The organism is Marinomonas vaga (assembly GCF_055388305.1).
In genome coordinates, this window is the sequence record NZ_AP043903.1 from 2867018 (window position 1) to 2893169 (window position 26152).

Here is a 26152-nt window from a genome sequence, read left to right on the forward strand (position 1 = left end):
CAACAGCCGTAAAAAGATGTTGCGCACCTAAGAGGGTATTTCATGCCTAAAGCAATTTCTTGTATGAGTCTGTTGTTATGCCTTTTTATACAGGCGAGTCACGCTCATGCTACTTCGTCTAAGCGCCCGCTTAATCTGCTCATTTGGGAGGACTTTCTAGATGAGCAGGTGATTGAGCAATGGGAACGTGAGACGGGTATTCCTATCAAGCAAACTTACTATGACGATGAAGCACAGCGCAATCTTGTGCTGTCTAGTTCGTCAAAAAGCAATTTCGATTTAGTGATCGTTGATCAAACCAGCATCAATGTATTAGGACAAGCGGGATACATTTATCCAGTAGAACCATCCTACAAGCCCCAATATTGGCAAGAGTCCTGTGGTGTCTACGGTCGAGCCTATGCATGGGGGACCTATGGTATTGGCTACCGTACCGATAAGCTCTCCAGTCCTATCAATAGTTGGGGCGACCTGATGTTTCCTAAGAACAATCTCAGGGGGCATATCAGCATGCTAGGCCAGGCGGACGAATTGATTACCTCTGCATTAGCGGCATTAGAGTACCCCATTAGTGCCAGTGACGAACCGAGCTTGCGAGAGGCCTTCACGTTATTGAAGCAGCAATCTAGCTTTGTGGTGACCTACGACTACATTTATTCCTATGTAGTGGAAAATCCAGAATCTGATGAAGTGTGGGCCGCACCTATGTACAGTGGCGATCATGAAGGCCTAAATGAAATACAAGGAATAGACAGTTGGACCTATGTGATCCCTGAGGAAGGTGCCATCGTTTGGATGGATTGTCTGGCTATTGTTGCATCCTCCGGGAAAAAAAGTGAAGCGCAGGATTTTATCGATTTCTTATCCCGCGAAGACATAACAGCTCTAAATACTGAAGCTTTAGGTGTGGCGACACCCTTTATTGATGCAGTGGCGCTACAAAATGAGGATTTTCAAAGTAATCGTAATGTATACTTACAAGATGAGACGCTAGAAAAAGCAAAGTTATTCGCGCCTCTCGCTGGAGACGACATGCTCAAACGAATTCGCATAAAGGACGCATTGATTCGATACTATGACTCTAACTAAGCGACTAGTCCTTCTGGTTTTACCTATATTGATTGTTGGTGTTGTATCCGCTGCGATTGGGATATACAAGGTTCAAACTTATACGTTAACCGAAGTTGAACAAAATAAACTGGATTTAAAGCTTCAGCATGCTCAAGCACAGTTTGAGCAGGATACGGAAGTCACTTCAGACCTCGCCTCTTTGCTATTAGAAGGTGAGGCCTTAGTCGATTTTACTCGGTATGCGGGTAAAGACATTCGAGAATACATTGTTACCCAGCGTTTAGATCGTCTGATTGACGACGTGCTGGGTGACCAGTCCCTTCGCCTGATGGTGACGGTATTTGATCAACGTGGCAATTCTATCTATCACTACGAACGTAGTGATAATCCTTTTTCTACCACCCCCAATTATTTAACGGACTTCACTCGAGCTCTACTTTTAAAGAACGACATGGTATCCAACAAGCTTATGTTTTTGAAACATGGGAATCATGCGTACATCCATGGGCGAGTATTAGACTCCAGCACCTTTGCCAAACCGCTTCGAGCAGGGGTAGGGGAAAGTATCGCCATAGTCGTCACTGCATACACTGAAGGCTTTGATCAGGAGTTACGAGTGCTGTCCGAGATCTATGGCACTCAGCCTAAGATCGTGAACCGTCCAGAAGGCTATCAAGTTCCAGAGGGGGCTCTGCAGCGGTCAGTGGAGCTGATGCCAAATATGTATTTGGATGTCAGCTTAACCGAGGCATACCTCTCCCACACGGAATCCTTATTAGTGGATTGGTTGTTGGCGGTGTCCTTGGGGTTCGGGATTTCTATCGGTGGCGTATTACTGTTTTTGATAAAACGCTTCATTATTCGTCCAATCGAGAGCTTAGATGATCAGCTTGATCTGGTGACCTCTGAAAAGCAAACCAATATCCAGCGCCCTATAGGCAAGGATGAAGTCAGTCGACTGGGGGTTAAGTTTTATGACTTATATGAGCAGCTTAATGCCAATTTGCGGGAGTCCCGTACTTTAGCTGTAACCGATGCTTTGACTAAGTTACCAAATCGAACTCGATTCCAAGAATTTGCCAAACGTGCCTTGGTAAGAGCTTGGAATCAGCATACCCATGTGTCTTTGATCTATATTGACCTAGATAATTTTAAGTTTGTGAATGACCGGCTGGGCCACGAGGCTGGAGATGACTTGCTTCGCTATGCTGCAAACGCCTTTCAAAAGCTGCTACAAGAAGATAAATATCGCAACTTAGGCTCATTGGTCTCACGCTTAGCTGGGGATGAGTTCGCCATTGTTCTGGCCCATGATAATTTAGAAGATCGAGATCATTTGGCACAAAGCTTAGTTGCCTTGTTTGAAGGTGGGTTTAAGACGGACCGTTACCTAACCCCTGTATCAGCCAGTGTTGGGATTGCCAGTTATCCACGAGATGGGGAAGATTTGCGCGAGCTCATAGCGAATGCAGACATGGCTATGTATCACGCGAAACGTTCTGGTAAGAGCCGTTATGCCACCTATTCTCATTCTATTGCTAGGGAAGCTCGACGCGGCAAGCGTATCGAAGATGCGTTGAAATTTGTTGATTGCGATACCGAATTCTCTTTGGTGTTTATGCCTTTTGTGGATCAACAGGGCAAAATAAAAGGGTTGGAAGTTTTATTACGTTGGTTATCGCCAGAGTTGGGGCAGGTGATGCCAGATGAATTTGTCCCAATTGCAGAGCAAACAGGGTCCTATTCTAAAATTGACGCTTGGGTATTCCGAAATGCCTTTGAGCATATTGCTAAACTCAGGGCTTTCTTAGGCAATGATATCGTGATTGCCATTAATATCTCAGCAGCAGAGCTAGGGCAGGCGGACTTTGCAGGCAACCTCATTAGCCTAAAAGAGGAATACGGTGTTGATGACAGTGCGGTGGAGCTTGAGATCACGGAAACCTTTGGCTACTTTGCTGTGCAGCAAGTTTTAGCCGTATTAGGTGAGTTAAGAGACGCTGGTTTTGGTATATCCATTGATGATTTCGGCATTGGATACACGCCCCTGTTACAGATGATTGATTACCCTGTCGACAAAGTTAAATTTGATAAAGAATTGGTTCAACGTCTGACCAATAGTGATTACCTCCAGTTGCTGGAGCCAACGGTAGAGCTGTGTCATCTTCAGTCTATCAAGGTAACAGCAGAAGGTGTGGAAGATCATGAGAAACTGGAAGTACTGCGTAAAGCTGGGTGTGATTATTTCCAAGGCTATTCCATTGCTCAACCAATGACCTTGTCCGAGCTGAAGCGCTGGCACAAAGAGTATGCGCCCATCGAAAGCTAGTCTGATTTCGATGGGCGATTGTGGCCTTCATAATTTAAAGAATTATTTAGGTGTGACGCGCAGTAATTTACCGGAGTCTGTGCTGATGATTAATGCGCCGTCTTGGGCTTGAATCACATCTCGCATGCGCTCATTTAAGTATTCTAAGAAGCGTGTTTCATACACTTGGCCACTTTTTAAACGCACATTGTTTAAATGGCGCAGAGCAAGTGCAGTAGATAAGAAATCACCATTCCAATCGTCAAACATTTCCCCTTGGTAAATGAGCAGTGCGCTAGGCGCAATAGAAGGAATGAATACTTTTTTCGGCTCTTCTACGCCATCCATGGGGCCCTCTTCACCCACTTGGATCGGTGCGTAATATTCCTTGCCGTAAGACGAGATAGGCCAGCCATAATTGGCACCCACACGAATCAAATTGATCTCATCGCCACCTCTTGGTCCGTGTTCATTAGACCATAAGCGTTTTGTCCTTGAGTCAAAGAACAAACCTTGAGGGTTTCGGTGGCCGTAACTCCAAATCTCAGGTCGCACATTACCACGGCGTACATAGGGGTTATCTCCAGGGACAGATCCATCTAAGTCTAAGCGTAGAATCTTACCGGCATGGTTGGTTAAGTCCTGCGCGTTGGCTCGATCACCGCGGTCACCAATGGAGAAAAAGACATGGCCATCGTTGTCGAAGGCAATACGGCTACCAAAATGTTGTCCCCGGTGAGAGCTGGCGTCTGAAATCAGTAGATCTTGCCAATCGGTTAAAGTGTTCTCACTCATCTTCGCTCTTGCTAGGGCGGTAGTGGCACCTTCTTTTGTCGGGTGAGAGTAAGTAAAGTAGACCCAGCCAGTCTCAGCATAATCAGGGGACAAGGACACGTCCAATAGTCCCCCTTGGCCAAATACTGCAATATCAGGTAAGCCGTTGATTAAGGAGCGTTCACCAGACGTAATGTTCACCCGATAAAGCTCACCGCTCTTAATGGTGACGAGTAAGTTGTCTGCATCCAGTTGGGTCATACCCCAAGGGATGCCGCTAAAGGTTGTGATTTCTTCCACTTGAAATGTAGTGTCTGCTTCCTTTGCATAACTCATCGCACAAAATGCCATTAAGACAAATGCGCTGAAGCGTTGAAGTGGTTGAAGCATGAAAAAATTACCTACGTTATGGATGAGCTTTTAGTATAAGTGACATTCGTGCAAACAATCGGGCAGCAACAGTCGTTCCATAATGATTGCCAAAATCTTGCCAACTGGTGATAAAAGCATCAGATAAGATGCGAATTCACACATTTATACGCATAAAAAAACGCGGCAACAGGGCCGCGTTTTTGAATGACAGAGCAGGTGTTTAAAGTTTTGCTTCAAGCATTGCTTCTAGTTTGCGTTGATCCACTGCGAAGTTACGGATACCTTCCGCTAGCTTCTCTGTAGCCATTGCATCTTCGTTAAGAGCCCAACGGAACGCTTGTTCAGTGATCGGATCACCTGCTGGAGTGACTTCTGTCGTTGGCACCAGTTTGCGCTCAAGCTTGCCTTCGTCTTTTTTCAGCTCTTCAAGTAGGGCTGGGCTGATGGTTAGGCGGTCGCAACCTGCAAGTTGTTCGATTTCACCAATGTTACGGAAGCTCGCACCCATAACAACAGTGTTGTAACCGTGCTGTTTGTAGTAGTCGTAGATTTCCGTGACAGACACAACGCCTGGGTCTGTTTCGGCAGTGTAGTCTTCGCCAGTAGATTTCTTGTACCAGTCAAGAATACGACCCACGAATGGAGAGATCAGGTAAACACCCGCTTCAGCACAAGCTTGCGCTTGAGCAAAAGAGAACAACAAGGTCAGGTTACAGTTGATGCCTTCTTTTTCTAGCTCTTCTGCTGCCTTAATGCCTTCCCAAGTAGAAGCGGCTTTGATCAATACGCGATCTTTAGAAATGCCTGCGTCTTCGTATAGTTTGATAAGGCGACGTGCTTTTTCAACCGTTGCCTCTTTATCGTAAGACAAGCGAGCATCTACTTCAGTAGAGATACGACCTGGTACGTATTTAAGAATTTCAGTGCCTACGATGACGGCTAGCTTGTCGCCAGCGTCGATGATTTGCTGTGCTTTATCGTCGCTTTGCTCTTTCGCCCAAGCAATGGCTTGATCGATGAAAGGTGCGTATTCAGGAATTTGAGCAGCTTTTAGCATCAAAGAAGGGTTAGTGGTCGCGTCTTCTGGACGGTATTCTTTGATTGCTGTGATATCACCCGTGTCGGCAACAATCGTAGTGAACTCTTTTAATTGAGATAACTTATTGCTCATTGGTTCTGTCCTTTGCTTTATCTAGCTGTTGTTTTACCAATTCGATGGCTTCGATTAACACATCAATTTTAGCGTCTGTTCGATGACCATTTTCTGAAAGGTAGCGTCTAAATTGTTTTCCCCCTGGCATTCCCTGAAAAATACCAAGTATATGACGGGTCATATGCATCAATCGTTCGCCTTGTGCTAATTGCTTCTCCACATAAGGCAGAAACTTTTGCAGGGCATCAAAACGATCAAGGTTCGATGGGGAGCGGCCAAAAATCCGCTGATCCACATCATTCATGACCCATGGGTTGTTGTACGCTTCTCGACCCATCATTACGCCATCAACATGACGCAAATGATTTTCTGTTTCCTCTATCGTTTTAATGCCACCGTTGATAATGATTTCAAGGTCTGGGAAATCTTTCTTCAATTGGTACACATAGTCATACTTTAGAGGTGGAATCTCTCTGTTTTCTTTAGGGCTTAAGCCCTCAAGGATGGCGTTGCGAGCATGTACGATAAAGGTCTCGACACCGGCATCGGCCACCAAGCCGACAAAATCTCTAACGACACCGTATTCTTGCTGGTCGTCTAAACCAATGCGGTGTTTGATGGTTACGGGCAATGACGTGGCGTCTTGCATGGCCTTCATGGCCGCCACCACTTTATCTGGATGAGCCATCAGAATGGCACCAATCAGACTGTTTTGAACTCGGTCACTAGGGCAGCCAGCGTTCAAATTCACTTCATCGTAACCGTATTGCTCAGCCAACTTAGCACATTGAGCTAAGGCCTTAGCATCCGCGCCACCTAATTGCAGAGCAATAGGGTGCTCACACTCTGCATAACGTAAAAATCGTTCAGGATCATTTCCCTGTAATAGGGCACCTGTTGTAACCATCTCGGTGTAAAGCAGCGTGTCTTGCGTGATACAGCGTGCAAAAACGCGGTAATCCGAAGTGGTCCAATCCATCATGGGCGCTACGCTAAAGCGTCTATCTACGGAATCCCTTGATGTTAAAGGCTTTGAGCCTGGTTTCTCTGTGTTTTCTTTTTGCATTTATATGATCAAAAAATGGTCGTTTAAGTGGGTCTTTGGTGCCGCCGTGCTAAGTTTTATCTTTTAGAATCGGCACTTCTAATACCGCCATATGATACACAACCTATTGCTAAATTTCTGATCTGATTATGTCATAAAATTACAGGATTGTGATATATCTATGCTAAAAATGTCATAAAATTACAGGGGGGGGAATGGCATTGTTATAACGCAGTACGCAATGAATATGCGTACTGTATTTCTATCAATTACACCATCACTTGCTTGAGTCAGTAACAAGGGGCGTATCGAAAATACCGGTATTAAGCTCACACTCAATAAACTCATAGAAAGCCCTGCGCTCCCTAAATTCCGAAAGATCAAAACAACCCTTACTAAGGGCGTCTAACGCTTCTTGATGAGTAAAGAGCCCTAGGGCAATCCTAGGCTTAAGGTAGGTGTCGTAGATGTATTCAAGTTCATTGTGGTTGTCTGAAACGCCACACGACACCAGATGTTGGTCTCGTTCTGCTGATCCATCAATGTTCTCAGTAGAGAACTTTGCGTTGATATCCCTAATAGACGTTGCTCGCTTCGAGTCGCTATTAGTCATTGGGGAGGACCGTAAACTTTGTAAAGGTATTTAAGTTTTCAATAAATTTACAAAAAGTGTTAGGGCAGAAATACTGACGGTATGCAGTGCGCATAAATGTTCACTGCGCATTTTGCGAGTGGTGATTAATGGGTTAGCCAGTTGTTTTTCAGTTCTTCAGCTGGCATGGGCTTTGCGAACAGGAAGCCTTGTAAGCGATCAACGTTTAGGGCCTTGCATGCTTCTTTCTGTTCTTGAGTTTCTATTCCTTCTGCAACGGTTTCATAACCAAGGGAGTGGGCAAAGGCACAAATAGCAGCCAGTAAACCAGAGTCTATTTCTCCAGGGTCTTGAACAAAGTACTTATCGATCTTTAAGATTTCAAATGGGAATTTTTTAAGTTGAGATAAGGAAGAATAACCCATCCCAAAATCATCTAGTGCGAGTCTGACCCCAGTTTTAGATAATTCATGGAGCATTTCAATGGCTTCAAAGCTATCTTCTAGGCTGCTTTCGGTAAGCTCCAATTCAATATACTTTCCTGCCAGTCCATAGGCTGCCATACAGTCAGCGAGATACTTCGCCAAGCCATTATCTTTGAGCTGTTTCGCAGAAAGGTTCACTGCGATGGTGAAAGTCACATTTTCTGCTTGCGGTAATTTGCTCCAGTAGCTGAATTGCTCACAGGCTTTATTAATGACCCAGCGACCAATGTCTACAATTAAATGGGACTCTTCCGCGAGGGGAATAAAATCATCAGGAAGAAGCAATCCACGCTGCTTATGCTCCCAGCGAATAAGAGCTTCCACTCCTACTAAACTTTCAGTCTTGGCATCAACTTGAGGTTGATAAAATAACTTAAATTCGTCTTGGTCAATTGCCAACTTGAGTTCATTCTCAAGCTCAATGCGTTTTTGCATTTTGGAGTGAAAATCGTGGGAGTAATATTGCACCTGATTTTTGCCTAGCTCTTTTGAGCGGTACATAGCAACATCGGCACACTTCATTAGTTCCACTGCAGTATCGGCACAATGGGGGTAGGAAGCAATCCCTACACTGACCGTTATTGAAAGAGATCGTCCCACTAGGGTGATAGGAGGCTTCATCGCGTCAATTATTCTATCGGACAATGCTCGTATTTTTTCTAATTGCTCCAGGTCACTTACTAAAATGGCAAATTCATCACCGCCTAATCGGCATAAGGTATCACTACTGCGAATGATGCCTTCTAAACGTTTAGCAACATCTTTCAGAAACTCATCACCCGCTTGATGGCCCAGAACATCGTTAATACGTTTAAAATTGTCGACATCTAAGAACAGCAAAGCGAGCTGGCTGTTATTACGCTTTGCTCTTTCAAGTTCACTGCTCAAGGTGGTGTCGAATACATGCCTATTTCGTAGACCTGTCAGTGTGTCGCGTTCAGCGAGTTCTCGTAATTGGTTGTTGCTTTTTTCCACCTGTTTTTCGAGGGTATTACGTTCAGACGCAATCAATATTGATCGTTTCAGGCGAGTAACTGACACTTCGCTTTTCATGATGAAGTCTTGTGCACCCGCTTCAATACATGAAAGTGCCAAAGCCTCATCATTACTATGACTTAACATAATAATGGCTGTGGAGTTGCCGAGACTGCCTCGGATTTCTCTTAATACTTCAATCCCGTTGGATGGGGGAATCTGATAATCCAGTAGAATGGCGTCATAATGCTTAGACAGTGCTTTCTGAATGCCTTCTGTCCCAGTGTCCGCCTGATCTATCTCTCCAGTATTCAGCCCCGCATTTTTTAATGTTCTAATGGCTGACATCCGATCGACAGCATCATCATCAATAATAAGAATATCCATGCTTCTCCAAAGCTACAAAGGCATTTCTACTTGTCTACATCGTCCATCTTCACTAACTCGACAGGCCAAGTAAAGAAGAAGCTAAGGCCACCCTTATCATTCTTCTGCATTTTGTAATCACACCCAAACCTTTCTAGTACTTTCTTAATTAGAGAAAGTCCTAATCCACTCCCTTCAACTTTATCCCGTGGCTTCAATGTATGGAAAAGCTCAAACACTTTCTCTTGATGCTCTTCTGGGATACCAGGGCCATCATCGGATACTTCAACTGAGGCCCAGTTTGAGTCAACGGATATGGATACCTTAATATGTCCTGTTTCTTTGTCGTGATGTTTCATTGAGTTGCTAATTAAATTACGCATCACCAGCTCGAACGGTGTAGAGAAAATTTTAATCTCTCTATTATCCATGTCCCCAGACAGCTCGAATTTGCCTTCATGATTTAGCAGATTGAAAACATCGAGTGTTAAATCCTTAGGCTTAATTATCTCTTGCTCTCCATCTTTTCTACCAACTCTAGAGTAGGCTAATAAATCATCCAATAAGCGCTCTAAACGCGCTATTCGACTCTTCATCAATGTAAGATGACCCTTTGTATCTTCAGGTAGGAGTTCGCCACTGTCTTCTTCTACCCAGGTGGCAAGTTGTTGGATGCCTCTCAAAGGCGCTTTCAAATCATGGGATGCTACAAAGGCAAACTGATCCAGCTCTGCGTTAGCTTCTTCTAAGTTCTGATTTTTCTCTTTTAGCGAATCACTCATAAACTCCAGCTCGTCGTTACGTTGCTTAAGCCTGTCAGTCACGCGATTAGCATATGCCACTGCATTGCGATTTGAGCGAGCCAAAATAAGGAAGATTGCCAATAACAATGAATCAATAATCAATCCCCCAACAAGAATTGTATAAGGTTGGGTATGACTTTGTTGTTCACGGAATACTGTTGTGGTCTGCAGGTTAAAACGCCATGGTCGACCATAAAGTTCAAGGGTTTCAGTGCGGGTAAATAGTGGGTCGGCATCTAAGTCATTAGAGTTAGAATTTAGCTCTGTATAAAGCAATGTTTCCTTATCATGAATGCTGAAGTTAATGAGACGATTCGCATTTTCCAATGTACCATCCATTAACTTATTCATAATGAAGGGGGCGTACACAAGCCCCATGAAATCATTATCATCCGAACCATATTCAGGGTAGCGCCTTGTGTCGTACCATGGCACATAAAATAGAAAGCCAGGCGTTCTTTGATCATCTTGAACTAATGTGATGGGGGCGGTGATACTGGCTTCTCCCGTATCTCTTGCCTTTTTCGCTGCAGTATATCGGTTGTTCTCATGGGCCATATCTAACCCAACTGCTTTTAAGTTGGTATCTTGAGGTTCAATGTAAGTAATCGGCCAATATTCATTAACACTATGTTCTGGGTGGGTCCGATATTCCGGCATGGTTTCTCTTTGCCATGCAAGATAGGTAGAAAGTTTGTCGGGTGGAACATAGTGAATGACACCAATACCGTTGATGCCTGGAAAACGCTCATCAATTTCAAGGTTCTGTTCAAACTTTCTCCAGTCGTCTCTCGTCGCAGAGGTGGGCAGCATTTTTAATGCAGCGGTGCCAGCTCGTAAAGCTTCTTCGTAACGCACCATGCGCTCTTTCACTAGCTCTATTATTTGCTGTGATTGGAATTCAAACTGACTTTCCATCTTGAGCTGGACTTGCTTTTCAGAGATGTAATAAGCACCAAACGTTAGCATCAATGATAAAAAAATGACTACCCAGTGATACCAATGTAACCCTTTAGGGGAGCTGAGTTCTTTATCTACATCTTGATCAAAAGCATTCATAAGAATCCCAATTATTCTCTTAATATCAATAAAATATAGAGTTCCCTCAGGTATTACTCAAGATTTCCGATAGACATAACGCGATAAAAAATGTCTTTAGCAGATTGGATTGTCGGCGCCGAAATGAATGGCTTTAGCATCTGAATGTAACGGGATGTAATCCAATGTTAAAAATGAGTCGTAATACAGTAATATATACTTTTATGCTGCCGACTTGATTCCAGTTGATAGATGGTGTGAAAAGCCATAAACAATGAGCTTTTTAAAGGTAAAGCCTCTTGCTAAATGTTGCGAAATGTTAAAAATGGTAGTTGTTCGTTTTTTGAACGTTCATTTGTGTGTCATTAGTGGTGGGCCTAGTGCCCCAATGATGTGGAGTCTGTGAGATGATCAATTCGGTGATGATTCCGTTACCAGAAAAGTTCACCTTTGACTCGTACACTTGGTTCGAAGAGCAGTGTGCGCAAGTCATAGCCGACTCAGGGAAGGTCGAATTGGTGTGTAATCGTGTTAGTTACCTGGATTCAGCTGCATTAGGGATGATCGCTTATTTGCACAAACGAATGGACGCGCTAGGAAAAGGAAAGATTGTGGTGCGAGAGCCGTCTTCTTATTGTGAAGATATTTTCCGCTCAGCAAATATGTATCAACATTATATTGAAGCAGCACCCAATAGATAGAAACCAAGATCAATCAGGGCAGTAATGCCCTGATTGATGGCCTTTATAAAACGATCTTACTAGTGCTTAGAGCGAATGCGTTCTAATACACGGTTATTTGTGTGCATCATGAACTTATCTTTATTCAGACCGCTGACTAATTGCAGGGGCTGACCGTCGAATGTTTGGTAGGATGAGCGAGTAGTAAAACGGCGTTGGCCGGACGCTCCTTCTTGTTCTGATGTTGTTTTAGTTACTTCAACCACCAGAAACTCAGCATGGGTGACCGGATCGCAATACTTTCCGAGTAGTGTTTCTGTCTTTCTCATGATGAACTCCTCAAGCTGTGATAATTGGAATATAAGAGAAAAGCCTCTTATAAGCTTTGTCACACGTCACGTTTGGCAACGGGGTTGTTACCCTATACAAGTTATTGACAGAATGGAAGCATTTAGAAAATCCTGACCAAATGGATAACCACTATTGATGTGGTTAATTTTCAACATAAGCGGCGAAAAAGGGCTTTTGGAGCTTTGGTTCACGGCATTTAGGTGACGCTTCGTGGTTAAGTTAGATAAAATAACGTCATTCATAAACTTTGCTTTTCATCTGTTAATTCAATGCAGATGCTTAGATTTTCGTCAGGAGTATTGGAATGGCTACCCCTTCCCAACATGACCTTCGTAAGGACTTTCGCGCACTGTTAGACAGTGATCAGTGTTATTACACCGCATCGACATTTGATCCGATGTCAGCTCGTATCGCAGAGGACCTAGGGTTTGAAGTGGGGATTCTGGGTGGCTCAGTGGCTTCTTTGCAGGTCTTGGCGGCGCCAGATTTTGCGTTAATCACCCTGAGTGAATTTGTAGAGCAGGCCACTCGTATTGGTCGTGTGGCGCGTCTGCCTATTATTGCGGATGCTGACCATGGTTACGGCAACGCCTTGAATGTGATGCGCACCATTACTGAGTTAGAACGTGCTGGTGTGGCAGCGTTAACCATCGAGGATACCTTGTTGCCCGCTAAGTTTGGACACAAGTCGACCGACTTGATTCCTCTAGACGAGGCTGTTGGCAAAATCGAAGCAGCTTTAGAGGCTCGTATAGATCCGACCATGGCAATCATCGCACGTACTAACGCAGGGCAGTTGACTACGGAACAGACGATTGAGCGTGCTTTGGCTTACCAAGCGGCAGGTGCAGATGGTATCTGTATGGTGGGCGTGAAAGACTTCGATCATTTAGAAGCCATTTCTAAGCATGTCACGGTGCCTCTTATGTTAGTGGCATACGGTAATCCAGAATTAGCAGATAAAGAGCGCTTAGCCAAAAATGGTGTTCGTATTGTTGTAAATGGTCATGCGGCTTATTTTGCTGCGATTAAAGCCACATATGATTGTTTACGTGAGCAACGTAATATTGCGGAAGGTAAACTAAATGCGTCTGAGTTGTCTGAGCGTTATTCAACCCTTGATGAAAGTCGTGAATGGGCGCGTCGCTTTATGGAAGTGAAAGAATAATCTATTAAATACAGATTTAAAAATTAAACATAAATAAGCCGGCATTGATTGCCGGCTTATTTGTTTCTACAAGCGGGGAACTGTAGAAAAGAGCAGCGCTTAGTTTGTTGCTGAATCCATTTCGTCTTCTGCTGCATCTGCGCCGTCTTCCATGGCGTCAGCAGTATCGTCATACATGTCTTCTGCTGTGTCTGCTGCGGAGTCGTACATGTCTTCTGCTGCGTCAACACCGTCGTCGTACATTTCCTCTGCTTTATCCGCGCCTTGTTCCATTAGGTTAGAGGCTTTTTCCTTGCCTTGCTCCATGCGGTAGTCAAAACACTCATCAGAAAACTTGTCACGGGTTTCACTATCTTCAATTTGATTAATTGAAGTTTGCGTACAGTTTTGATCATTTACTTGAGGCATCTTTTCACTACATGCAGTCGTAAATGCGGCAACCATCATTAAGCCTACAAGGTATTTTGGTTTGATAGTGTTCATGTCGCTTCCCTTTTAAATTGTCATAAGTGAATTTTTAGTACTTAAAATTAATCCATTAATAAATCAGCGCATTTTATTAACTTAAATAACCCGTTTCCAATTTAGATTTAATTTAAGTTTATGGGCTTTTGCTGTGTCCTTAAGCTTGGGAGTAATTGTTAAGGTTCGAGTTAAAATGATCAATTCAGTTTTCTGTAAACATTTTTTTTTCAGAAATTCATCCAGAATTGTCAGTAGAGTAATTGGAAATGTAAAGATGTAGGCTTAGCAAGGCTTAGAGTCTGGTTTTATAACTAAAAAAGCCCTGTTTAACAGGGCTTTTTTAAATAGTAGCTTTGCAGTTTATAGGGTGCGTCTAAATTGATCGACGGCCATTTTATAACATTCTAAAACCAGTTCGGGATCAAATCGGTCTCCTTCATCACGCATAAAAGCATGTTGGGCGTTAAATTCATGCCATGTGAAGTTTCGCTCCGTATCGATCAGTTTTTGATAGATCTTTTGGCGACCCTCTGTAGGGACGTGGGGGTCTTGTTTGCCCCAAATCATAGTGATCTCACCTTGAATATCTTGAGTTCGGCTAAAGGAGTCGTTGCCTTCATCGCAAGGTAAGGTATTGGAGTGAATGTCTGTTGCGTATAGGCAGAAGGAAGACAAAATTCGTGGGTTCAACGCTGCGCGATAGGCCAAGTGGCCGCCAATGCATACTCCCATAGCGCCAAATGTGCCAGAGCAGTAGCTCTGTTGTTCAAAGAACTCAATCATGGCAACTGTATCACTGTCATGGTGTTCTAGGGGCTTGGTGAATTTGTCTTCGTTGCCTTTGTCTTTGCCTGCGTCATCGTAGGCTAATACGGTACCGATAGGGTTCAATTCATGGAAAACTTCTGGCACCACGGTCACAAACCCATGACCAGCCAAGATTTTTGCTGTGCGCTCAATCGGTGCTGTGATCTGAAATATCTCTGAATAGAAGATTACGCAAGGGAACTCGCCGTCTGCCTGAGGTCGATAGACTTGGCAGCGCATAGGGCCAGTTGGGGTGGTCAGCTCGACAACGTTTTGTTGGATGATCATAAGACTCCTTGAGTAGGCTTAATTAGGCGATTTTTTATAGTGTTTCTATTAGGTGAATGATTATCCGGTATATACGTTAAAGAGAAAACACTTGTCGTTAAATCAACAGGGTTGAGGTGGCCTAAGCGTGTTAAGAATAGGGAAATATGTGAACTATCAGGGGCTAGCGTTGTTGTTAAAATTCAATTCAACTATAACTAATGACAAGCTAATCGGAGGTAACTATATGAATAAGCTAAAAATTTTAAGTGGTATCGGTGCGGCTTTTATATTGTCTGCCTGTGCTTCCAGCTCACATGTGGTGACTGGGACTGAGCGTCCTGCGGTTGATCCCACTGAGGTCACTGTGTATTCCGAAGCGCCTAAGCGTGATTATGAAGTGATCGCAACGGTCACCGCTTCCAGTAGTCGTGGCTTTTCACAACAGGGTCGCGTGGATGCTGCCACAGAAGAGTTAGTAGAAGAGGCGGCAAAACTGGGTGCAAATGGCGTCATTATCAAAGGTGCGAATGGGACCGGGGGTGTTAGCACTGGGGTTTCAACAGGGATCTCTGGAGGCTCAAGGGGCTTTTCCAGCGGCCTTGGTACTAGCTTCACCATTCATTCTGCCGACCTGAGCGGTACGGCTATTTATGTGTTGGATGCACCAGACAAATAGCAGGTTTGAAAGGCCATGGCGCGGGCATCATCCTCGTCATGGGTCACAAGAATCGCTGGGATCTGGTGTGTGCAGACGGCCTTCATAACCAACTCACGCATGTCTTGTCGCAGAGCCTTGTCCAATTTGCTAAAGGGCTCATCTAACAACAAAGCCTGTGGCTTGGCGCTCAAGGTTCTGATTAATGCCAAGCGCGCTTGTTGCCCTCCTGAGAGTTGCTCCGGAAGTTTATTTTCATGCTGCTCTAACCCTACGCTTGCTAACGCCGCCTTGGCTTGTTCCCGTCGTAAAGATTTACTGACTTCTCTCGGTATGGCGAACAAAACATTTTCCATCACACTAAGGTGAGGGAACAGCAGGGGGGCTTGTTGTAAAAGTCCAAGTCGTCGCTGTTCAGTGGCGACTTGTGTGAGTTCAGTGTGGTCCAGTGTGACTGATCCGCTGCCCTGTATTTCGGGTGCTAGGGTGCCAGACACATAGGCTAATAGGCTGGATTTACCCACGCCACTTGGCCCCATTACGGCTAATACCTTTCCTGCACTGATTTCGGCACTAAAGTCTTTAATCAGATATTCGTTATTCAATGTCAGAGACACATTCGACAGAGTTAACACAAGCGTTTCCTTAAAGAGAGTCGTACAGGTGTCCAGTATTTTGGGATCACCATGGCCATTAAAAAGACCATTAACGGTAATAGGGATTGTACTAAGGCTAACACGCTCACCAGCTTGCGATCGCCACTGGCAGCGCGAGACACGGCTTCCGTGGTAAGGGTGGTAATACGGCCTTCTCCTGCCATCAATGTGGGTAAGTACTGGGCGATACTGACCGAAAAACCGATGGCAAAAGTGGCCCACAGAGGGGCTTTTAACATGGCTAACTTGATGTCCACATAATTACGCAAAGGTGTTTGACGTAAGCGATTGGCTTGTTCAACGTAGCGTTGATCATAAGCCAGATAAGGGCCTTTTAAAGTTAAGTACACATAGGGCGCTACATACAAAGTATGAAGCGCTACCACGCTCCACCAAGTGCCATGGAGGTTTAGCCACAATAAACCTACTTGTACCCCAAATAGAAGCGTGATTTGCGGCAAAATTATCGGCACATACATGAGTTTGTCGACCAGGTGCCCAAAGGCCTTTTTAGCGTGAGATCGCTCTAAAAATACCAGAGTGATGGCAAGGGCCAGTGTGGTTGAGACGAGCGCTAAGGACAAAGATTGCCCACCGAGTTCAATCAATGAACGGCTGGCTCTGGTGACATTGTCACTGGTCCAAGTGTTGGGCAAGCTATCAGGAAAGCGCCAGCGACGCGTAAAGGCCCAGAGGGGCAGTATCAACAGAGTGAGCAGGGAAAGGGCGAGGGTAATATAGGCTCCTGCCGTACCCACATGAGTGATCAACTGTGTCTCGCTGCGGCGTTTGCCCACTAGAGATTGACGATGGCGCAGGGCAATCATTGATTTTGCTAAGCCATGCCAAACCAGCATAGTGATCACGACTGCCAGAGCTAAAACAATGGCTGCAGCACTGGCGATACCTCCCATTGCTAGAGAAGGGTCATTAAACCAGCGTAGTAGCGTCACAGCCAAGGTTGAAGGGGTATTGGGGCCAATAATCATAGCCACATCCACCACGGTTAAATTGAATGCCAGCACAATAAAAATCGGTAAGCGAATTAAGGGATAGAGCCGTGGTAAGACAATAAAATGCCAAGCAGTGGTACGTTGGTACCCCAGTAAACGAGCGGTATCAATGTGCTGATTAGGTTGCAATTGTGTGACCGCCGCTAATAGAGCAAATAATAGATAAGGCATTTCTTTGATGACGAGCGCGAGGATCAGAGAAATGCCAAAAGGGTCTTGGGTGGTCAGTAAATTTGGTGGTCGGTCCCATCCTGTCAACCATGGGCTGAACCAACGTGCTAACCAGCCTGAGGGGGCAAGAAGGAACAACAGCCCAATGGTCATGGCAGCATGGGGGATGGATAAGATCGGCGTAATAAACGACTGTAGACGTTGAAACCATGGCCTGTGATAGCAGGACACCAGCAGGCTGGAGGCGAACCAATAGGCCAATAGGGTCGCCAAGAATCCTGAGCTAATGCTGAGCCATAACCCAGACCAAAACTCTGGTTCTAGCCCTAATGCATGCCAGTGGGAGAGGTTAAGTGCATAGCGTCCAAAAGCAGGTTCTACGCCAAAGCTGGGCAACAAGACACCTGTGACACCGACCAATATGGGAGTGCAGAGCACTCCCAGTAAGATCCAAGATAACCTTTTTACAATAGAAGGAAGACGCGCCATTAGTTAGCGTAGCGGCTACGCCATTCTTTCTCTAAGGCTTCCATCCAAGAGCTGTGAGGCTCTGGTAAGGTGGTACCGAGTTCTTCGATTGAGAGTGTCGCAATACCGCTTGGTAACTGGTCAAACAATTGTTGCTGATCATTACTTAGTTTGTTGTAGTCCAACACACTCAAGTCCCCCCAAACGGTGGGATTTTGTTTATAGGCTTGCGCTTCAGGGGACAGTAGGAAGTTAGCCACTACCTGAGCTCCTTCCGTGGCGCCTGAGTTGTAAGGAATGGCAACAAAGTGAGTGTTGCCGATGGTGCCATGGGTGAATACATAGGAGCGCACAGTCTCTGGCAAATTACCTTGATCAATCTGCACCGTAGCGGCAGAGACATCAAAGCTCAACGCCACGTCAATTTCCCCGTCATCAAGCAAGCGCATCATTTCCTCTGCTGAGGAAGGGAATACTTCACCACTGCGCCATGCGACGTCATGTAATTGATCTAAGTAGTCCCACAAGGGTTGTGTGACCTTATCGAAATCAATGGTATTCACTGGCTGTAACAAAGCAGCTTTGTGGGGTGTTAGCTCGTGAAGCGCTTGTTTTAAAAAGGTGGAACCTAGGAACTGAGGAGGTTCAGGGTAACTGATGCGACCGGGGTGTGCCTTAGCGTAGGCCAGTAGCTGCCCCATGGATTTAGGGGGTTGACTAAGTTGCGCCGTGTCATACATAAAGATCACTTGGGCCATGCCCCAAGGAGATTCCATGCCATCCACCGCAGTACCGAAATCTTGGGTCAAGCTTTGTCGCGCTTCAGGGTTCACATAGGCTTTGTAATTAGGTAAGTCGTTTGCGAACGGGCCGTAAAGAAGGCCGTTGTCTTTCATGGCACGGAAGTTCTCACCGTTAATCCAGATGAGGTCAATGGAACCATCAGAGGATTTACCGGCGGTTTTCTCCGCTAGAACGCGGTTAACGGCATCGGCTGTGTCGGTTAATTTTACGTGCTCAAGGTCAATATTGTATTTAGCTTCTACTTGATCCGCGACCCACTGAATATAGCCATTAATATTGTCTGCTCCCCCCCATGCATTCCAGTAAACGGTTTGGCCATTGGCTGCATTGACCGTGTCAGTCCAGTCTTGGTTAGCGGCTTGGGTGTATAAGGGGAGACTCATACCTAGTGTTATTAGGCAGATTGAGTTGAGGGTATTAAAGGTTTTCATCCTAGCTCCTATGGTCGACGTCTCAGGGTTAGACGGGCAGAAATTCTTTTTCTTACAAGGATTTATTTTTTATTCGAAAGCGCTTTTAGCGTACCATGTCGTTCCAATAATTACTTCGTAAAAACGACTGTTCGGAATTACGCATTAAGGGAAAGTTTAGATCATGAGTTACCAGATATATTCCCATACTCTTCCGAGTGCCACCCCTGGCACTCAGCGCATAGTTAAGGCTCATCATTTTGGCACGCCAGGGGCTCGGCCAAAGATTTACCTGCAGGCGGGCTTACATGCGGATGAGTGGCCGGGGTTTTTGGTACTCAATACCTTGATTAAAAAACTCAAGATCGCGCAAGAGAAGGATCTCATCGAGGGTGAGGTGATCGTGGTGCCTGTGGCTAATCCCATTGGTCTAGGACAAAACTTCCATGGTTACATCCCCGGCCGCTTTGCTTTCTCTGATGGGGGCGGCAACTTCAATCGCAATTGGCCGAAGCTCGGAGACAAGGTAGCTCGCGTGGTAAATGATCAGATCTCGGGGGACATAGAAGCCAATGTGACCCTCGTGCGTCAGGCTATTCGTCATGAGCTGGCTAACTTGCCTGAGTTGACTGAGTTACAAGGGTTACGCAAAACCTTGCTAGCACTGTCAATGGATGCCGATGAAGTGCTTGATCTTCATTGTTCTGGTGAGGCCTGCATGCACGCTTATGTGGCCCAAGAGTTTGAGGACTACTTTCGTCCGTTACTGGGTTTACTCGAGGCAGACGTGGCCCTGTCAGAATTGGACACCGGAGTGCAGTCTTTCGATGAGACCAATGTGTCTGTCTGGCGACAATTAAAGTCCCATTATGCCCACTTGATGCCTTGGGGCTGTCGCTCCTTAACCCTTGAGCTTCGTGGCGAAAATGATATCTCCCATGAGCTGGCAGAAAAAGACGCCGAGGCGCTGTATCAGTATTTGATTTATCGGGGTGTGATTGAGGGTAAAACGCCTAAAATCGATGATTCTAAAGTGACCTATTATCCACTCGATGCGATGGATTTGGTGAAAGCCCCTGTCGCAGGCATTGCATGCTTCCATAAAGCCCTAGGGGAACAAGTGGAAGCCGGTGAGGTGATCGGTGAAGTGGTTGACCTCATGTGTGACGATGTTGAAAACAGTGCCCATCCCCTTGTGGCCCGTGCAAATGGCGTGTTCTTTGCGCGCTTTCAACGTCGTCTCGTGGTCTGCGGTGAGTCACTGGCTAAAATCGCCGGCCGCGAACATCTTGCTTTCCGGGAAATCGGCCACCTGTTTGAAGACTAATTACTTAGATTGATACCGTTTGATGTCCAACCTGTTTAACTACTCTTACACCACTGAACAACAGGCGGTGATAGAACATCCTCTCGACCAGCACGCAAAGGTGATCGCGGTCGCTGGGGCGGGCAAAAGCACCACTCTCATAGGGCGTATCCAATACCTGATTGACCAAGGCGTATCGCCGGAGAAGATTGGCGTATTTATGTTCAATAAAAGCGCCCAAGAAGAATTTACGGAGCGCTTAAAGCTGTCCCAACAAGGGCGCGGCAGCGCCCGCTTACCACAAGTAATGACCTTTCATGCTTTTGGTATGCGCTTATGCAAGCGCTTAGAGCAGCGTAATATTTTGCCTGAAGCCCGCTTGATCACAGATGAATTCTCGTTGATCAAGCTCATTAGAGAGGCTCGCCAGCGATTACAGCGTAAAGATGTCGACTTGGTAATCCAAGATGAACGGGACTGGTTAGAAGACTTCTTGCTGTTTGTAGACCAAGTGAAAGCCGCCAGTATCAGCCCGACAGAAGTGTATGAAGAGGGTGGTTGGTCCCGTGAATGTCGTTACTTCCCTAATCTATATGACCAACTTGAGAATTTGCGCCGTCAATCTAAGATGCGCTTTTTCTCTGATTTATTGTCTGACCCTTATGCCTTGATCGATAACTCTGATGAAGCACAGCGTCATTACATCCGCACTCTGGTACCTGAATATGACTTTCTTTTGATTGATGAATTTCAAGACATCAATCCATGTCAGTACGAACTGCTGAAGGCTCTATATGGTTCTGCTGCACGATGGATGATCGTGGGAGATGTGCAACAGTGTATTTATGAGTGGCGTGGGGCGTCACCGCAAATCATGGCCCAGCAGTATGATGATGACTTTCCAAACGTAGCGTCTTACCCGTTAGCCTGTAGCTTTAGATTTGGTCATAGCGTTGGCATGATGGCCACCTGTGTGGTGTCCCAGAATCAGACGGAACAAATGGTGATAGGCCAAGGGGCGGCCACAGAGATTGATTTCGCCCAATCTAGTTTACCTGGCCAAGCCCTGATGCGTGAGTTAAAACGTTGGCATGAAGCCGGTGAAAGCCTAGAAAGCAGCGCAGTCTTGGTGCGTTTGTACAGTGATATGGTGCCAGTGCAGCTCGCTCTGATGCATAAAGGAGTGCCTTATCAACTGCATGGGGACTCTCCTTTACTGGATAATCGGCAAATTCGCATGCTAATGGCCTACTTGGCTGTAATGGCGGGTGGTCTGCAAAATCCTTCTATCTTTTATGATCCGGCGGACATCGAATATTTGGTCACTATCCCTAATGTGACCAATGTGGCAGCAGAGCGCAGTCGGCTTTTAACCCAAGCTCGTCAAGCCCCACATCTGATTCCTGATTTGCTGGTGGCCCTTTCAGAGCAAAAAGAAGGCTGGAAAGGCAAGAAAATCGCCGAACGTGCCGACTGGTTGCGAAGTCTAACTCTGTATAACAAAACCCCAGAGCAAGGTTTGTTGGCCACCATCGATAAACTGGGGATCTATCGTTACTTTGAAAATACCAGTAGCAAGGATATTCAAACCCAAGAAAAGATCGCCACTTGCGAAGCTTTTTTGAGTTATGTTCGAGGCGTGGCTAGCGATGCAGGTACGATTATTGCACAATTGGTCAAACTTAATGAGCAGGACTCCCAACACACCCATGGGGTGCACCTTATGACCATTCACAAGGCCAAGGGCCTAGAGTTTGATCTGGTGATGATGTCTGGCTTACAGGAAGGGCGGTTTCCTTATTATGACGAGGATTTAAGTGGCATTGACCGTCAAGCGGCGGCGCAAATGCAAGCGGAACGCCGTTTGTTTTATGTGGCCATGACCCGTGCGCGTAAGCGTTTGGTGTTTTTGGAAAGCCCGAGCGGCGAAGACATCAAACTACTGCAGGCGGGTAACATACGCTCCCAACTGGCGCGACAAGGAAGCTTGTCTCGCTTTGTGTTTGAGGCTCAGCCCACTGTTGTGCAAAAGGTATTTGACCGGAGCCGAGGTGCAGAGCCTTTAAATGCCCAGTTAGCCAGCCATTTAGAGCGTTATCAGCGGCAGGCGGAAGGTGTTCCTGAGGTAACCTTTAATGCGCCTAAGGCCCTACGGGGTGGGTTGAAGCCTGGAGATAAAGTGCGCCACGATCAATATGGACAAGGTGTGGTGGTTCGCCAAGAGATGGATGGCAAACAGATGATTTATGTGGATTTCGCGGAAGCAGGTCTAAAGCGCTTTAATCCCAAACATACCAAGCTAGTACATCTAGCATCACGACAAAATGAAGACTGATCGGAGCAACAATGGGCATTCCATTAATTGATTTCTCTAAGCTAACGAGTTCGGACACTGGTATTCGTGCTGAGCAAATACAACTGCTTGATAAAGCTTGTCGAGAAATCGGCTTTTTTTACCTTATTAATACTGATATTGATCAAGCCTTGGTTAAGCGCATGATGTCCGCGGCGAAGCGTTTTTTTGCTCAGCCTACGGCAGATAAGGTTAAAATTGACATTAAAAACAGCGTTAACCACCGTGGATACGGCGGTGTCGGTGAAGAGCAGTTAGACGAAGTCCATAAGGCCGATTGGAAAGAAACGTTTGATATGGCTTTGGATTTACCAGCAGATCATCCATTGGCACAAAAATACCCAAAAATGTATGGGCCGAATCAGAATCCAACAGATCCTGTGGTGATGGAAACCCTGCATGATTACTATGTGACGGCCTTTGGTGTCTCTCAGGATCTACTGAAAGCCATGGCGGAAGCTCTGCAGTTGGAAGCCGATTTCTTTAGCCGTTGCTTTACGGATCATGTGACCGTACTGCGCATGATCCATTACCCACCACGTCCAAGTATTGAACATGATAATGGCGCTGGCGCCCATACCGACTATGGCTGTGTGACTTTGCTATTACAAGATGACATTGGTGGTCTGGAAGTGAAACACCGTAATGGGGAGTGGGTGCAAGCAACACCGATGGAAGGTGCTCTAGTGGTTAACATTGGTGATCTTATGCAACGCTGGACTAATGATGAGTATGTGTCCACGGCACACCGAGTTCGTGCCTCTGAAACAGGTGTACACCGTTACTCCTTCCCATTCTTTGTTGAACCAGATTACGAAACCAATGTGGCCTGTGTGCCTACATGCCAAAGTTCTACGTCACCCGCTAAATACGCACCTATTTTGAGTGGTGATTGGATCCAGTCCCGTTTCGATGCGACCTACGCTTACCGTGACGCGGAAAAAGTGGACACTTAATCTCCTATCACGGGTAAAGTAACACTGGCAAAGTCACAATAAAAATGCGCCCAATGAGGCGCATTTTTTTATAGGGCGATTTTTTGCGGGTGAGTATGGCGCTTGTTAAAACATGGCCTCGCTACGAAAGGTCAGGTCTTCAATGGTCATAATATGGCCTGGTTGAACTTGTTCCCAGCCATCCCCAGACAAGTCCAGTGGCTCCGAGCCGACCACAACATGTTCTGCGAAACGTTTGTAGTACAAAGAGGGAGCGTGTTCATCACTGGAAAAGCGCACTGCCCACATTTTGCTGCCATGGGAGAGTATGCTGGTAAAACGTAGGGGGTCTGTGATGCCTTTGGTGTGCATCATGTCTAAAATTTGGTTCAAAGTGGTTTCAATGGCCACTTTAGGATCACGCTCTAAACCGTTCGCAACCATCATCAAAAAGATGGCTTCTGAATCCGTGCCGCCGCGGCGGTGACCATAGAGCTCTTCAGGGATGCAGCGTTCAATTTGCCAACGTAGCTCATCGTATTGACCTACTTGGCCATTGTGCATAAACAACCACTCGTTATAACTAAATGGATGGCAATTTGACCGTGCAGTGGAGGCTCCCGTGGAGGCGCGTACATGGGCAAAGAAGAGTCCACTCTTAATATGACGAGCCAGACTTTTTAGATTGCAGTCGCTCCAAGCTGGGAGGATTTCATGATACAGGCCTGGTTCTTCTCGCTCATCGTACCAACCCAAACCAAAGCCATCCGCATTGACGGTGACTTCTGATTTACGAGCACTCAGGCTTTGGTGAATCAGTGAGTGGTCCGGTTGAAACAGTAATTCTTCTAAATAGACTGGCTTGCCTTTATAGGCCATCCAACGGCACATAGGAACTCCTAAGATTGAGCAGAAGTAGAAGCCCGCAGGAGTCTGCGGGCTGAATATCGATTACACCTTAAAGTAGCTGATTTTGCTAGATAGGGAGGTGGCAAGAGACGCCAATTGATCCGCACGACCACTGATAGCGTTGATGGACTCGTTAGTACGTTCAGCAATATCCGTGATGGTGTCAACGTTGCGGCGGACTTCCGTCGTGACAGCAGCTTGTTCTTCTGCTGTGGTCGAAATCAGATCGTTCATTTCACGAATCTGTGAAATAGCAATGGTGATATTAGACAGGGTCGCACCTTCCTCACGAACTTGATTCACCGCTTCGGTAGAGCGTTCGTGGCTAGCTTTCATGGCACGTACTGCTTCCGTAGTGCCAGATTGAAGTTGCTGGATCATGGTTTCAATCTGTTGTGTGGCATTCTGGGTGTTTTGTGCCAAGTGTCGTACTTCGTCTGCCACCACGGCAAAACCTCGACCTTGTTCACCGGCGCGGGCAGCCTCAATGGCCGCGTTTAAGGCCAATAGATTGGTTTGTTCTGCAATCCCTAGAATGACATTCAAGATATTATTGATCTCATCGGTGCTTTGTTTTAACTCTAATATGGTGTTAGAGGAGCCACTAATTTCCGTGGCTAAAGACTCAATAGTACGGATGGTTGATTCCACAATACGGGTGCTGTCTTCTGCCGCTGACTCTGCAGAGTGGGCTGCCTGACTAGCTTCCGTTGTGGACTCAGAGACATGTACAGCAGTACCTTGGATTTCATGGATGGCACTGGAAATTTGAGCGGTTTCCGCACGTTGCTGACCTACCATTGTGGCTGAGTCATTAGTGATTCGGTTTAGATCGTGTGCTGCATCTGTCAGAGCATGGCTGGACTTAGACACGTCTTCTAAAATGCCAGAAAGCTGATCCACGAGTCGGTCAAAGGCCATCTCTAAAGAACCGATTTCATCCTTACGAGTAGTGGGTTTGTCTTTGCGTGTCAGGGTGCCTGCTGCGATTTCTTCCGCACGTTTTACAACGTTGCGAAGCGGGCCTGCGATGCCATTGATGATCATGATACTGAAGACAATTCCTACCGCCACAAGAACTGCCGCTAAACCAAAGTTCGCGTACAGTGCTTGATCTAGCTTAGCGCCTTGTGCTGCAGAGACCTGCTCGCTGTAGGCATCGATGGTGGTAATGATCTCTTCCATTTTGTTGTTGATTACAACTAGGTTTTCATCTGCAGCTTTGCGAGCTTTGTTGGCTTGCATGGTTTTGAGTTTGATCCACCAGTCGTAGGTCTCTGTGCTGGCAGATAGGAAGTCAGACTGCACGGTTTCCAGTTCGCTGATTTGCGACACCAGTGTATCAAGCAGCTCATTGGCTGGTAGGGCGGTTAACGTGTTTTTTACGGCTTCTAAGCTATTCTTTAACTCTGATGAGTAGGTTTGAAAGTTGTTGGCAGATTCTTCGATCAGCTCAACCCCATAGCCACCCATGGATTTGGCAATAGATACCTGGAAAAAACCGCGTTCAAATTCTACGCTTTGCTTAAGTAAGAGTTGACGTGCTTTCTCTAAGTTTTTAACCAATTCTAAGCTTTGTGTGGACACTGCTTGGAGATCTTTTGATACGGATTTGCTGGTTAGTGCAGAGTTCGCTGTGGTGGCGAGTATGACTAATGTAAACAGCAATACGAGGGAGAGGATTTTCGTTCTGACTGACAAACTTCTCATATAGACACCTAGTAATTATGTAATTCTTGCTTTGAAATG

At 45.9% G+C, this 26152-nt stretch carries 22 protein-coding genes; 8 read left to right on the forward strand and 14 right to left on the reverse strand.

The window, feature by feature from the left end:
* Nucleotides 1-42 precede the first annotated feature (42 nt).
* Nucleotides 43-1089 (forward strand): ABC transporter substrate-binding protein, encoded by a 1047-nt coding sequence (locus tag ACZ5DR_RS13460; RefSeq protein ID WP_377367043.1) that lies wholly within the window; start codon nucleotides 43-45, stop codon nucleotides 1087-1089.
* A complete protein-coding gene (locus ACZ5DR_RS13465) occupies nucleotides 1076-3400 on the forward strand; it encodes a putative bifunctional diguanylate cyclase/phosphodiesterase (RefSeq protein WP_377367046.1) in 2325 nt (774 codons plus the stop codon). Before ACZ5DR_RS13460 ends, ACZ5DR_RS13465 begins: the two co-directional genes overlap by 14 nt.
* 42 nt (nucleotides 3401-3442) lie before the next feature.
* Here ACZ5DR_RS13465 and ACZ5DR_RS13470 read toward each other — a convergent pair whose 3' ends face one another.
* The 6 genes from ACZ5DR_RS13470 to ACZ5DR_RS13495 all read right to left on the reverse strand — a co-directional run bounded on the left by ACZ5DR_RS13470 (nucleotide 3443) and on the right by ACZ5DR_RS13495 (nucleotide 11003).
* Nucleotides 3443-4543, reverse strand: coding sequence for a PQQ-dependent sugar dehydrogenase (locus ACZ5DR_RS13470; protein ID WP_377367047.1), 1101 nt, complete (start codon nucleotides 4541-4543; stop codon nucleotides 3443-3445).
* A 202-nt stretch (nucleotides 4544-4745) separates the two neighbouring features.
* Nucleotides 4746-5696 carry a transaldolase gene (gene tal / locus ACZ5DR_RS13475; protein WP_377367049.1) on the reverse strand — a complete coding sequence of 317 codons (951 nt, stop codon included), beginning with the start codon at nucleotides 5694-5696 and terminating at the stop codon, nucleotides 4746-4748.
* Entirely contained in the window at nucleotides 5686-6744 is a 1059-nt protein-coding gene (gene dusA, locus ACZ5DR_RS13480) for a tRNA dihydrouridine(20/20a) synthase DusA (protein ID WP_377367051.1), read from the reverse strand. Before dusA ends, tal begins: the two co-directional genes overlap by 11 nt.
* 256 nt (nucleotides 6745-7000) lie before the next feature.
* A complete protein-coding gene (locus ACZ5DR_RS13485) occupies nucleotides 7001-7336 on the reverse strand; it encodes a hypothetical protein (protein WP_377367053.1) in 336 nt (111 codons plus the stop codon).
* A gap of 125 nt (nucleotides 7337-7461) precedes the next feature.
* Nucleotides 7462-9162 carry a two-component system response regulator gene (locus ACZ5DR_RS13490; protein WP_377367055.1) on the reverse strand — a complete coding sequence of 567 codons (1701 nt, stop codon included), beginning with the start codon at nucleotides 9160-9162 and terminating at the stop codon, nucleotides 7462-7464.
* A gap of 26 nt (nucleotides 9163-9188) precedes the next feature.
* Entirely contained in the window at nucleotides 9189-11003 is a 1815-nt protein-coding gene (locus tag ACZ5DR_RS13495; protein ID WP_377367057.1) for a CHASE domain-containing protein, read from the reverse strand.
* A gap of 386 nt (nucleotides 11004-11389) precedes the next feature.
* On the opposite strand from ACZ5DR_RS13495, the gene ACZ5DR_RS13500 reads away from it, so the two are divergent.
* Nucleotides 11390-11683, forward strand: coding sequence for an STAS domain-containing protein (locus tag ACZ5DR_RS13500; protein ID WP_377367059.1), 294 nt, complete (start codon nucleotides 11390-11392; stop codon nucleotides 11681-11683).
* A 59-nt stretch (nucleotides 11684-11742) separates the two neighbouring features.
* Here ACZ5DR_RS13500 and ACZ5DR_RS13505 read toward each other — a convergent pair whose 3' ends face one another.
* Entirely contained in the window at nucleotides 11743-11991 is a 249-nt protein-coding gene (locus ACZ5DR_RS13505) for a hypothetical protein (protein ID WP_377367061.1), read from the reverse strand.
* A 326-nt stretch (nucleotides 11992-12317) separates the two neighbouring features.
* Between ACZ5DR_RS13505 and ACZ5DR_RS13510 the strand changes: the two genes are divergently transcribed.
* A complete protein-coding gene (locus ACZ5DR_RS13510) occupies nucleotides 12318-13181 on the forward strand; it encodes an isocitrate lyase/PEP mutase family protein (RefSeq protein WP_377367063.1) in 864 nt (287 codons plus the stop codon).
* Between the two features lie 99 nt (nucleotides 13182-13280).
* Here ACZ5DR_RS13510 and trbK read toward each other — a convergent pair whose 3' ends face one another.
* Both trbK and ACZ5DR_RS13520 read right to left on the reverse strand, forming a co-directional pair.
* The gene (gene trbK / locus ACZ5DR_RS13515) at nucleotides 13281-13664 is read right to left on the reverse strand and encodes an entry exclusion lipoprotein TrbK (protein ID WP_377367065.1); all 384 of its coding nucleotides are present in this window, start codon (nucleotides 13662-13664) and stop codon (nucleotides 13281-13283) included.
* A gap of 342 nt (nucleotides 13665-14006) precedes the next feature.
* Entirely contained in the window at nucleotides 14007-14741 is a 735-nt protein-coding gene (locus ACZ5DR_RS13520; protein ID WP_377367067.1) for a dienelactone hydrolase family protein, read from the reverse strand.
* Nucleotides 14742-14967: 226 nt separating this feature from the next.
* Between ACZ5DR_RS13520 and ACZ5DR_RS13525 the strand changes: the two genes are divergently transcribed.
* Complete coding sequence (locus ACZ5DR_RS13525; RefSeq protein WP_377367069.1) at nucleotides 14968-15399, forward strand: YajG family lipoprotein; 432 nt, start codon at nucleotides 14968-14970, stop codon at nucleotides 15397-15399.
* Here the strand turns inward: ACZ5DR_RS13525 and ACZ5DR_RS13530 are convergent.
* Genes ACZ5DR_RS13530 through ACZ5DR_RS13540 form a run of 3 tightly spaced genes read right to left on the reverse strand, consistent with a single transcriptional unit; the run spans nucleotide 15372 to nucleotide 18873 of the window.
* A complete protein-coding gene (locus ACZ5DR_RS13530) occupies nucleotides 15372-16013 on the reverse strand; it encodes an ATP-binding cassette domain-containing protein (RefSeq protein WP_377367071.1) in 642 nt (213 codons plus the stop codon). The two genes, ACZ5DR_RS13525 and ACZ5DR_RS13530, sit on opposite strands and share 28 nt — an antisense overlap.
* Entirely contained in the window at nucleotides 16007-17656 is a 1650-nt protein-coding gene (locus tag ACZ5DR_RS13535; RefSeq protein ID WP_377367073.1) for an ABC transporter permease, read from the reverse strand. The genes ACZ5DR_RS13530 and ACZ5DR_RS13535 overlap by 7 nt, the downstream gene beginning before the upstream one ends.
* A gap of 50 nt (nucleotides 17657-17706) precedes the next feature.
* The gene (locus tag ACZ5DR_RS13540) at nucleotides 17707-18873 is read right to left on the reverse strand and encodes an ABC transporter substrate-binding protein (protein ID WP_464543924.1); all 1167 of its coding nucleotides are present in this window, start codon (nucleotides 18871-18873) and stop codon (nucleotides 17707-17709) included.
* A gap of 211 nt (nucleotides 18874-19084) precedes the next feature.
* On the opposite strand from ACZ5DR_RS13540, the gene ACZ5DR_RS13545 reads away from it, so the two are divergent.
* Genes ACZ5DR_RS13545 through ACZ5DR_RS13555 form a run of 3 tightly spaced genes read left to right on the forward strand, consistent with a single transcriptional unit; the run spans nucleotide 19085 to nucleotide 23515 of the window.
* Entirely contained in the window at nucleotides 19085-20227 is a 1143-nt protein-coding gene (locus ACZ5DR_RS13545) for a succinylglutamate desuccinylase/aspartoacylase family protein (RefSeq protein ID WP_377367077.1), read from the forward strand.
* A 22-nt stretch (nucleotides 20228-20249) separates the two neighbouring features.
* Nucleotides 20250-22541, forward strand: a complete 2292-nt coding sequence (locus ACZ5DR_RS13550; RefSeq protein WP_377367079.1) for an ATP-dependent helicase — start codon at nucleotides 20250-20252, stop codon at nucleotides 22539-22541.
* Nucleotides 22542-22552: 11 nt separating this feature from the next.
* Nucleotides 22553-23515 (forward strand): isopenicillin N synthase family dioxygenase, encoded by a 963-nt coding sequence (locus ACZ5DR_RS13555; protein ID WP_377367081.1) that lies wholly within the window; start codon nucleotides 22553-22555, stop codon nucleotides 23513-23515.
* A gap of 105 nt (nucleotides 23516-23620) precedes the next feature.
* Here the strand turns inward: ACZ5DR_RS13555 and ACZ5DR_RS13560 are convergent, their stop codons facing one another.
* Together ACZ5DR_RS13560 and ACZ5DR_RS13565 are read right to left on the reverse strand one after the other, a co-directional pair.
* On the reverse strand, nucleotides 23621-24385 hold the full coding sequence (locus ACZ5DR_RS13560; RefSeq protein WP_377367083.1) for a class II glutamine amidotransferase: 765 nt from the start codon (nucleotides 24383-24385) through the stop codon (nucleotides 23621-23623).
* A 60-nt stretch (nucleotides 24386-24445) separates the two neighbouring features.
* Nucleotides 24446-26113, reverse strand: coding sequence for a methyl-accepting chemotaxis protein (locus ACZ5DR_RS13565; RefSeq protein WP_377367085.1), 1668 nt, complete (start codon nucleotides 26111-26113; stop codon nucleotides 24446-24448).
* Between the last annotated feature and the right edge of the window lie 39 nt (nucleotides 26114-26152).